Below are 8,834 nucleotides of genomic sequence, written 5' to 3'. Positions count from 1 at the left end.
CGGTGTCAGAACAGCGGGCTAACCGGTATCCGAACAATTCGCCGACGGCGGCCAACATTGCGGCAGCCGCTCGGTTTTGCGCGCGCCACGACGCACCGATCCGATCCAGGAACGCGGCTGACTCCGTCGTGCGAGTGGGATAGCGCCGCTCGAAGAGCTCATCGAACCGGGCGATCACCTCCGGCGATGAGCACGCGCCACCACTCGTATCGAACATACATTCGATTATGACAGGAGGGTCCGACACGGAATTGTCGCCAAGATTCCCGCCCCGATTACGTCTCGGCGTCAGTCGCCCTGCCGGATATAGGAGTAGATGTACAACGCCATCGCCGTCGCCAGTGCGAGCAGCACCCACTGCACCAGCGCCTGGTCGATCATCGAGCCTGGCGGCGGCGCGCCGGGAAGGATATTTCGCAGCGGAACGATCGCGAACAAGTTGGCCGCGTACCAGGTGGCGAACGGCGGCACGAACTTTCGCCGGCCCATCGCCATCGGAATGGCCACCACCAGTGCCAGGGTCGGCAGGCTGATCAAGACCAAAATGATGCCCAGGTCGAAGATCAGCGGCCCCTTGGCCCGGTGCAGCGTGACGATCACATTGCTGGTGTTGTGGCTCCCGGTCTCGCTGGTGTCGCTGTTGCGGGTGACGCTCGCGTCCCAGCCGTCCATCGCTCCGGTCACCTGAACAAGCGCCGGAAGTCGTTTGCGTTCTGCGCCATTCCCGACGAAGACGTCGGCCGAGATCGGCTCGGTGCGATAGGAGTCAAACGGCCAGGCGCCGGGATCGCCGTCCGCCTGGATCGTGGTACTTACTTGCGCCGGCGCCTTGCCTGCCGGGTATTTCAGGTCGCCTAGGTCGTTGGGTGGATACAAGCGCACAGCGATATCTGTGTTCAACTCATCGAAGCGTTTGTCCTCCAGCGACTCGCCCGGATAGATGAGCACATTCACCGTGAGGCGATTCGTCGTGGACTTCAACTCTTCGAGCCGAATCTGCACAACCGTTTCATCGGGCCCGGCCTGGCTGATGTCCAGCGGCGGCAGCGGGCCCTCTGACTTTTGCAGCAAGTGAACGCCGAAAAGTGAAAGAGCGTAGGCGCCGATGACGATCAGCACGATGACCACACCGATCACGATGCGGGGCCGCTGCCGCTCCTGCTTCTCTGCTAGCGATGAGGTTTCCGACGGAGTCTGAACGGTCATTGCTCGGCGCCGTCCCGGAAATTCGGGACCACTAGGCGGGACCGGACTAGCACTGCGAGATGCAGGTCGGCCTGTCGGGGCAACACCGGGGTCACGTTAGCGAACGAAGGTGCCGATCGCGTGGCGAAAGCATGACGATGGGCAGGGCGCCCGAATCTCGTCACCCACTGGCCACCAGGCAGTAACTCGCAGTTCAGGAACGTAGGCGGAAAACATGAATTCGCCCATGGGGCGGGACAGTTCGGCTGTCGACCGGTTAATCTTACGTCGGTTCGCAAGCGCGATCCGTTAGCAATAATTCTCAATATCGTGTCGACGTCCGGGGTGAGGCAACGAACATGAAGCACAGACCACTAGTCGCCGCTATAAGTTTGCTGGCCGCGGGTGCCACGGTGCTCTCGGGATGCGAGGTTCCGCACACCAGCATGGCCTACGCGAGCGAGGTCGTAACCTGCGCGGGCAAGCCGTCCATATCGGCCAGCGGTTCCACCGCCCAAGCCAACGCGATGAAAAGGTTCGTCAGCGCCTACACCAAGTCCTGCCCCGGACGAACCCTGAACTACACCGCCAACGGCTCGGGTGCCGGCATCACCGATTTCCTTTCCGGCAAGAGCGATTTCGCCGGATCGGACACCCCGCTCAGCGACGATCAGTACGCCGCTGCCAAGCAGCGCTGCGGTGGGGCCGACGCCTGGAACCTTCCGGTGGTCTTCGGCCCGCTGGCCATCACCTACAACCTGCCGGTCGACTTCCTGGTGCTAGACGCGCAAACGCTGGCCAGGATCTTCAATGGCAGCATCACACGCTGGGATGACCCGTCGCTGACCTCCCTCAACGCGTCGATGCCGCCCGAGGAGATCCACGTCATCCACCGAAGCGACAACTCCGGTAGCACCGCCAACTTCCAGGCCTATCTGCAGGCCGCGGCCGGCGGGGTGTGGACCCAGGGCACCGGCAAGGCATTCAAGGGCGGCGTCGGAACCGGCGCCAAGGGCAATGACGGCACCTCGTCGGCGGTGAAGAACACCGAAGGCGCGATCACCTACAACGAGTTGTCCTTCGCGATGGAAGAAGGACTGTTCGCCGCGGAGATCAAGACCCCGGCCAGTCGCAAGTCGAGGCGGCCGGTGCGCATCGGCACCGACTCCGTCGGCAAGACCATCGCCGGGGCCAAGATCGTCGGCAAGGGCGACGACCTCGTCCTCGACCTGTCGTCGTTCTACAACCCCACCCAGGACGACGTCTATCCGATCGTGATGGCGACCTACGAGATCGTCTGCTCGAAGTACCCCGATCCGCAGGTGGGTCTGGCGGTCAAAGCGGCCCTGCAGGCCACCCTCGGGCCCGGCCAAATCGACCTGGACAAGAACGGCTACATCCCGCTGCCGCCCGACTTCCAAGCGAAGGTCTCAGGCGCCGTCGACGCCATCAGCTGATCCCTCGGGCGGATCGCTCACACACCGAAACCCGATGTGGGTGGTGGCGGTGTCCTGCGATTGCGGCGAGCGGGCCGCCGGACGATACCGGTGGCAGTACTCGGGGGCACAGAGGTGCGAGCCGCCCTTGAGCGTCTGCACGATCGTCGGGTCGGCGGCTCCCGTTGGGGCACAACAGGATTTGGGTGGGGCATCCAGCCGGTGATGTGCGGAGAACTCCGTTGCCGTCCACTCCCATACGTTGCCGATCATGTCGAGGAGACCGAATCCGTTCGGCGCGAACTCGCCCACCGGCGAAGTGCCGACCCAGCCGAGTGCGCCGTCGTTGCGGTACGGAAATCGGCCCTGCCAGGTGTTGGCCATCAACGTGCCGCCGGGCTTCTCGTCGTCACCCCACGCGTAACTCGTGCCTGCCCCGCCGCGCGCGGCGTATTCCCATTCAGCTTCGGTGGGCAACCGCCGGCCTGCCCAGCGCGCGTAGGCCGCCGCGTCGGGGAACGCCACCTGCACCACCGGATGTTCCGCCCGGTCGGCGACGTCGCTATCCGGCCCGAACGGATGGCGCCAGCTTGCGCCCGGCACCCAGATCCACCATTGCCGCCAGTCCCGCAGGTCGACCGGACCCGGCGTGGGGTGAAACACCATAGCTCCCGGCTGCAGTTCGGCCGGATCGGCGCCCGGATAGAGTGCCGGGTCGATCAGCTGCTCGGCGACTGTCACATAGCTTGTGGCGGAGACGAATTCGGCGAATTGAGCGTTGGTCACCGGATGACGTTCGATGGCGAACGCATCGACGTTCACCGTGTGGATCGGCGCTTCCTCGGGGTAGAAGCTGGTCGAGCCCATCCGGAATGATCCGGATGGCAGGTCGACCAGCTCGGTAAGCATAGGTTCAGGGTATGACCACCGCGAAGTCCTGCATCAGCGCTGTTTTCGCTGCGCCGAACCCCGGCGTGTCCTCCGGCCCTTCCAGATGAAGGGTGACCAGGTAATTGCTGGTGTTACTCCAGATGTGCGTGATGCGGTCGGCGAATTCCACGGTTCCCGATGGTCCGAGGAATGTTCCGGTGAGCTTCTGACTGCTGTATCCGCAGAACTGGGCACCCACCGTGTCGACCTGAAGGTCAGGCTGCGAGTGCGCCAGTGCAGCAGCGTAATCGGCGAAGGCGGCGGCGGGGCCTTGCTTCGTCGGGGCGATCGTCACCGTCCCGGTCAATCCGTCTGGTCCGTCGAGTGCCAACGCCACATCGCGCTGCCCCGGCGCACTGGTCCACCCCTCGGGCACGGAGACGGTGATTCGTGGTGCGGCCGAGTCGGACACCTGCGCGACGGTGCCGATGCCGGTCCCGGGCGGCCCCGGGAAACAGGCAAATGCGTTGGGCGGAATGTGGTCCGGCAGCGTCGTCTCAATCCCGGGAGCGGGTGGGGTCGTCGTGGGTTGATGCGACATTGCGGACGGGGCGGAACCACCGGTCCAGGCGACTACCCCATCGATGGTCCGCGCGCATCCCGGCAGCACGGTCATCGCCACCATCGTGGCCGTGCCAAGCCCGGCCCAGAAAAGTTTCGACAACAGCTCAGTCACGCGAAAAAGCCAGCGCCAGTTCTTTTTCCACGTCCTGATACGGCCTGCCGGAGAGGTCAACGGTCACCTGTGCGATCGTGCCGCCGCTGAAATCGAACGGCGCCTTGTACCGGCTGGACACCGCTGAACCGCCGTTGCGTCCGACCGTGATGCCGGCACCGGCCAACCCGAACGTGCCTGGATGCGACTGCACGTCGCCCAGTGTGCCGACCGTCGCATCATCGATGAACAGCGTGACCTCACCGAGCGGAGTGTGGCTGTTCTGCACCGTGCCGGTTCGGACGTAGCGAGCGCCGAACAGGTGCCTGCCCAGTGGTACTGCCTGCGACGAGGACACCTCCTGCTGACGCTCGCCGAGGAAGTTGTAGACGTAATGCAGCCGGCCATCCTGGATGAACAGCACGTGCCCGCCGTGCGCGCCGCCCTGCTTGAACAACACCCCTTCGGCGCCGGTGCTGTCGACGGTGACGTCGGCGAGTACCGCGAACGAGCGGCCGCGGAGCTCGGCGCCTCCGCCGATGCCGACGTCCGCGCCGTCGGGATAGTAGGTATAGCTGTCGCGGTCGCCGCTCAACAAGGGGCGTGAGCGCATCAGCGTCTCCATGATGTTGAGGTCCGACAACGGCAGGCCGTTGTATGTTGCGGCCTCGGAGAACCACAGCGCCTTCAGCTCTTCGAGCTTGTCGGGATGCTCGCCAGCCAAGTCGTGGCACTGGCTGCGGTCGGCTTCGATGTGGAAGAGCTCCCAGCGGTCGGCGTCGAAATGGCTCCAGCCCGCCGGGGTGGCGGCGTGGACGGTGTTGGCGAACCAGCCGTTGTGCCAGATCCCTCGAGTGCCCAGCATGGTGTAGAACTGCGTCTCTTTGCCTGTGTGAGCAGACGGATCAGCCAGGGCCGCTTTGAAACTCACTCCGTCGAGCGGCTTTTGCGGGACACCCCTGACGGTTTCGGGAGGCTGGACGTTCAGCAGATCATAAACAGTCGGGGTGACATCGCACACGTTGACGTAGTTGTCCCGGACCTCACCGTGCGCGGCAATTCCGTTGGGCCAGGACACAATTGCAGTGTCGGCAATCCCACCCTCGTGCGAGGCGTACCTCTTGTACAGCTTGTAGGGCGTGTTGAAGGCCATCGCCCACCCGATCGGGTAGTGGTTGTAGGTCTGCGGCCCACCGAGATGATCGAAGACCTTCATGCTTTCTTCCACGGTGTCGATGTAGCCGTTGAAGAACTTGCCCTCGTTCACCGATCCGTTCGGGCCGCCCTCACCGCTGGCACCGTTGTCGGAGATCACCACGATCAGGGTGTTGTCCAGCTGGCCGGATTCCTCGAGATAGTCCAGGATCCGGCCGATCTGGGCGTCGGTGTAGCTGAGGAAACCGGCGAACACCTCCGCCATCCGGCTGAACAACTTCTTCTCTTCGTCGTTGAGCGAGTCCCACGGCCGCACGGTGTCCTGCAGCGGCCACGGCTGGCCGTCGGGCCCCTTCTCATCGAGGTACGGGTTGACCGGCGACAGCTCGGTGTCCTGCGGCACGATGCCCATCGACTTCTGCCGGTCCAGCACGATCTCGCGGTAGCGCTCATAACCCATGTCGAACTTGCCGGCGTAGCGGTCCGCCCACTCCCGGAACACATGGTGTGGGGCGTGGCCGGCGCCGGGGCACACATAGCTGAACCACGGCTTGTCCGGTGCGATCACCTTGGCGTCGCGAATGAACTCAATTGTCTTGTCCGCGATGTCTTTCGACAGGTGATACCCGTCCTCCGGGGTGCCCGGCGGGCTCACCTGGTGGTTGTCGTACACCAGGTCGGGATACCACTGGTCGGTTTCACCGCCCATGAACCCGTAGAAGCGTTCGAAGCCGCGGGAGGTCGGCCAGTGCCGCCTGGTCGAGGCCAGGTTGGACTCTTCCAGCGGGGTCAGATGCCACTTGCCGACGCAGTAGGTGTTGTAGCCCTGTTCGGCCAAGACCTCGGACAATAAGGCGGTTTCGAACGGGATTCGGCCATTGGAGTTGGGGAAGCCTTCGGTGAACTCCTCGATCATGGCCATGCCGACCGTGGTGGCATTGCGACCGGTCAGCAGCGACGCCCGGGTCGGCGAACATAATGCGGTGGTGTGAAACTGCGACAGCCGCACCCCGCGCTCGGCGATGCGCGACATCGCCGGCATCTCAACCAGGCCGCCGAAACAGTCCCAGGTGGCGATACCGGTGTCGTCCCACACCAGGTAGAGGACGTTGGGCGCGCCCTCCGGTGCGGTCGGCGCTGCGAACGGGCCCCAATCCGGTTCTGAATCACGGATATCCAGTTCGATCTTGCCGTTGAACTCGGTAGCCATCGCTGGCCTCACTCTCGTAGTGGACCCCCGGACCTCCGATGAAGATTACACCGCTGCGCCGAAGTGTCGGCCAACATCATCCGGACTCGGCCCGAGACTCCGCGCACAGCAACGCAATACCGGTGATCATTCGTCGCGCGGAACGGGCTCGCGGCGCGGACTATGACCAGAAACCGTAGACTATCTATCTAACGCATCGTGGCGCCGTCGCACTGCGCTGATCGACACCGGCCGACGTGCCCGCTGAACCACCTGGAGAGTGATGAACAACCAGTTGCTGCCGTTGGTCGTGGTGGCAGTCATGTTGGCCCTCGGGCTCACGCTCACCGTCGCCGACTTCCGCCGGGCCACTACCGTGCGTCGTCCCCTGCTGGTGGCGCTGATTTGCCAGTCGTTGGTGTTGCCCGCCTTGTGCCTGCTGATCGCCGAGGGGCTGCACCTCGAAGCGAAACTGGCCGTAGGACTGATGCTGATGGCCGCCACCCCGGGCGGGATGCTGGCCAACATCGTCAGTCATCTGGCCAGCGGAGACCTGGCGCTCAACTTGACGCTCACCGCAATAAACGCCGTGCTGTCGATCTTCGCCATCCCCGCGATCCTGGCATTTTCACTCAGCTGGTTTTTGGGCGAGGGCCGCTTCATCCCGCTGCAGTTCGACAAGTTCTTCGCCGTGTTCGCGATGGTGCTGATCCCGACGGCTATCGGCGTCGCGATCCGTCATCGCTTCCCAGATCTGGCCCGACGACTTCAGAAGGCCGTCCGGGTATTCGCCGCGGTGTTGTTGGTGGTCGCCGTCGTGGCCGGCATCGCCGGCGGTAAAGCCACGCTATGGAACAACTTCGGCGTGCTCAGCGCCGCGGTCGCGGGCTTCTGCGCGGTCAGCCTGACAGTCGGCTATCTGGTGCCACGCCGGATGCATCTGCCTCCGCGACAAGCCATCGCCGTCAGCCTGGAGATCGGACTGCACAACGCCGTGGTGGCGGTCGGAATCGCGTTAAGCCCTCAACTGCTCAACAGTCCCGAAATGGCAATGCCCGCAGCAGTTTACGGAATCATCGCGCCGTTCATTGCGCTGGCGTTCGTCTTTGCCGTGCGCCGCCTGGATCCTGCGTATCGTGAGCTTTCCAGCGCATCGGCAGGCTGAGGCTACTTAGCCTTCTCCAAGATCTCGACGAGCCGCCAGCGCTTGGTGGCCGACAGCGGACGCGTCTCCATAAGCGAGACGCGATCGCCGACGCCGGCGTCATCGTGCTCGTCGTGCACCTTGACCTTCTTGGTGGTACGGATGATCTTGCCGTACTTCGGGTGACGCATACGGTCTTCCAGCTCGACCACGATGGTCTTCTGCATCTTGTCGCTCACCACGTAGCCGATGCGGGTCTTACGCCGACCGCGCGGCTTCGGAGTGGCGGGAGTGTGCTTGGGCCCCTTGGCTTTGCCGTCTTTCGCGGCGCCAGCCTTGGGAGCGGCCTTGGCCGCCTTCGGGGCTGCCTTTGCCGGGGCTGCCTTCTTCGCCTCTGCCATTACGATTCTCCCTTTTCAGCACCAAGAGGGCCCGATGCAAGGCCGAGTTCGCGTTCACGTAGCACGGTGTAGATCCGTGCGATCTCATGACGGACCGTGCGCAGCCGACGGTTGTTGCTGAGCTGACCGGTCGCCATCTGGAAGCGCAGGTTGAACAGCTCTTCCTTGAATTCGCGCAGCTTCTCGATCAGCTCGTCGTCGTTGAGCTCGCGCAGTTCGCCAGGCGAAGTTCCCACTGCCATCAGAACTGATCCTCTCGGGTAACGATGCGTGCCTTGATCGGCAGCTTGTGGATTGCCCGGGTGAGCGCCTCCCGAGCGGTCTGCTCGTTGGGATAGCTGAGCTCGAAGAGCACGCGACCCGGCTTGACGTTGGCAATCCACCATTCCGGCGATCCCTTACCGGAACCCATGCGGGTTTCGGCGGGCTTCTTGGTCAACGGTCGGTCCGGGAAGATGTTGATCCACACCTTGCCGCCACGCTTGATGTGCCGGTTGATGGCGATACGAGCGGACTCGATCTGCCGGTTGGTGATATAGGCGTGCTCGAGGGCTTGGATGCCGTAGTCGCCGAAGCTCACCGACGTGCCACCGCTGGCAATCCCGCGTTGACGCGGGTGGTGCTGCTTGCGGTGCTTGACCCTGCGGGGAATCAACATGACTCAGCTCTCCGTACTCTGCGCCTCGACGGCGGGCGCCTCAGCTGCAGGTGCTGCCGCCGGTGCGGCGGAAGCCTCTTC

The 8,834-nt window shown here is 63.9% G+C and carries 9 protein-coding genes and 1 pseudogene; 2 read left to right on the top strand and 8 right to left on the bottom strand.

From position 1 onward, the window contains the following. Positions 1-217 (bottom strand): annotated as a pseudogene (locus WAO18_RS14245) (hypothetical protein); the annotation flags it as partial. A gap of 71 nt (positions 218-288) precedes the next feature. Beyond that, on the bottom strand, positions 289-1,206 hold the full coding sequence (locus tag WAO18_RS14240; protein WP_422206907.1) for a DUF4436 domain-containing protein: 918 nt from the start codon (positions 1,204-1,206) through the stop codon (positions 289-291). A 338-nt stretch (positions 1,207-1,544) separates the two neighbouring features. Here WAO18_RS14240 and pstS point away from each other — a divergent pair, with 338 nt between their 5' ends. Then, positions 1,545-2,642: a phosphate ABC transporter substrate-binding protein PstS gene (pstS, locus tag WAO18_RS14235; protein ID WP_422206906.1), complete on the top strand. Its 1,098-nt coding sequence runs from the start codon at positions 1,545-1,547 to the stop codon at positions 2,640-2,642. Here the strand turns inward: pstS and WAO18_RS14230 are convergent. From WAO18_RS14230 to WAO18_RS14220, 3 genes are read right to left on the bottom strand one after another with little or no spacing between them, the layout of a single operon-like run. Next, positions 2,616-3,530 carry a formylglycine-generating enzyme family protein gene (locus WAO18_RS14230; RefSeq protein ID WP_422206905.1) on the bottom strand — a complete coding sequence of 305 codons (915 nt, stop codon included), beginning with the start codon at positions 3,528-3,530 and terminating at the stop codon, positions 2,616-2,618. The two genes, pstS and WAO18_RS14230, sit on opposite strands and share 27 nt — an antisense overlap. Positions 3,531-3,534: 4 nt before the next feature. Further along, positions 3,535-4,227, bottom strand: coding sequence for a hypothetical protein (locus WAO18_RS14225; RefSeq protein ID WP_422206904.1), 693 nt, complete (start codon positions 4,225-4,227; stop codon positions 3,535-3,537). Beyond that, complete coding sequence (locus WAO18_RS14220; protein ID WP_422206903.1) at positions 4,220-6,571, bottom strand: arylsulfatase; 2,352 nt, start codon at positions 6,569-6,571, stop codon at positions 4,220-4,222. The genes WAO18_RS14225 and WAO18_RS14220 overlap by 8 nt, the downstream gene beginning before the upstream one ends. 262 nt (positions 6,572-6,833) lie before the next feature. Here WAO18_RS14220 and WAO18_RS14215 point away from each other — a divergent pair, with 262 nt between their 5' ends. After that, positions 6,834-7,715 carry a bile acid:sodium symporter family protein gene (locus WAO18_RS14215; protein ID WP_422206902.1) on the top strand — a complete coding sequence of 294 codons (882 nt, stop codon included), beginning with the start codon at positions 6,834-6,836 and terminating at the stop codon, positions 7,713-7,715. A gap of 2 nt (positions 7,716-7,717) precedes the next feature. Here WAO18_RS14215 and rpsQ read toward each other — a convergent pair whose 3' ends face one another. From rpsQ to rplP, 3 genes are read right to left on the bottom strand one after another with little or no spacing between them, the layout of a single operon-like run. Beyond that, entirely contained in the window at positions 7,718-8,095 is a 378-nt protein-coding gene (rpsQ, locus tag WAO18_RS14210) for a 30S ribosomal protein S17 (protein ID WP_422206901.1), read from the bottom strand. Continuing rightward, the gene (gene rpmC, locus WAO18_RS14205) at positions 8,095-8,337 is read right to left on the bottom strand and encodes a 50S ribosomal protein L29 (RefSeq protein WP_422206900.1); all 243 of its coding nucleotides are present in this window, start codon (positions 8,335-8,337) and stop codon (positions 8,095-8,097) included. The genes rpsQ and rpmC overlap by 1 nt, the downstream gene beginning before the upstream one ends. Next, positions 8,337-8,753: a 50S ribosomal protein L16 gene (gene rplP, locus WAO18_RS14200; RefSeq protein ID WP_240259930.1), complete on the bottom strand. Its 417-nt coding sequence runs from the start codon at positions 8,751-8,753 to the stop codon at positions 8,337-8,339. The genes rpmC and rplP overlap by 1 nt, the downstream gene beginning before the upstream one ends. Positions 8,754-8,834: the final 81 nt, after the last annotated feature.

The sequence above is a fragment of the Mycobacterium sp. genome, assembly GCF_049278535.1.
Classification (GTDB): domain Bacteria; phylum Actinomycetota; class Actinomycetes; order Mycobacteriales; family Mycobacteriaceae; genus Mycobacterium.
The sequence above is the reverse complement of the archived record's forward strand: the minus strand, read 5'-3'. Positions and strand labels throughout refer to the sequence as shown.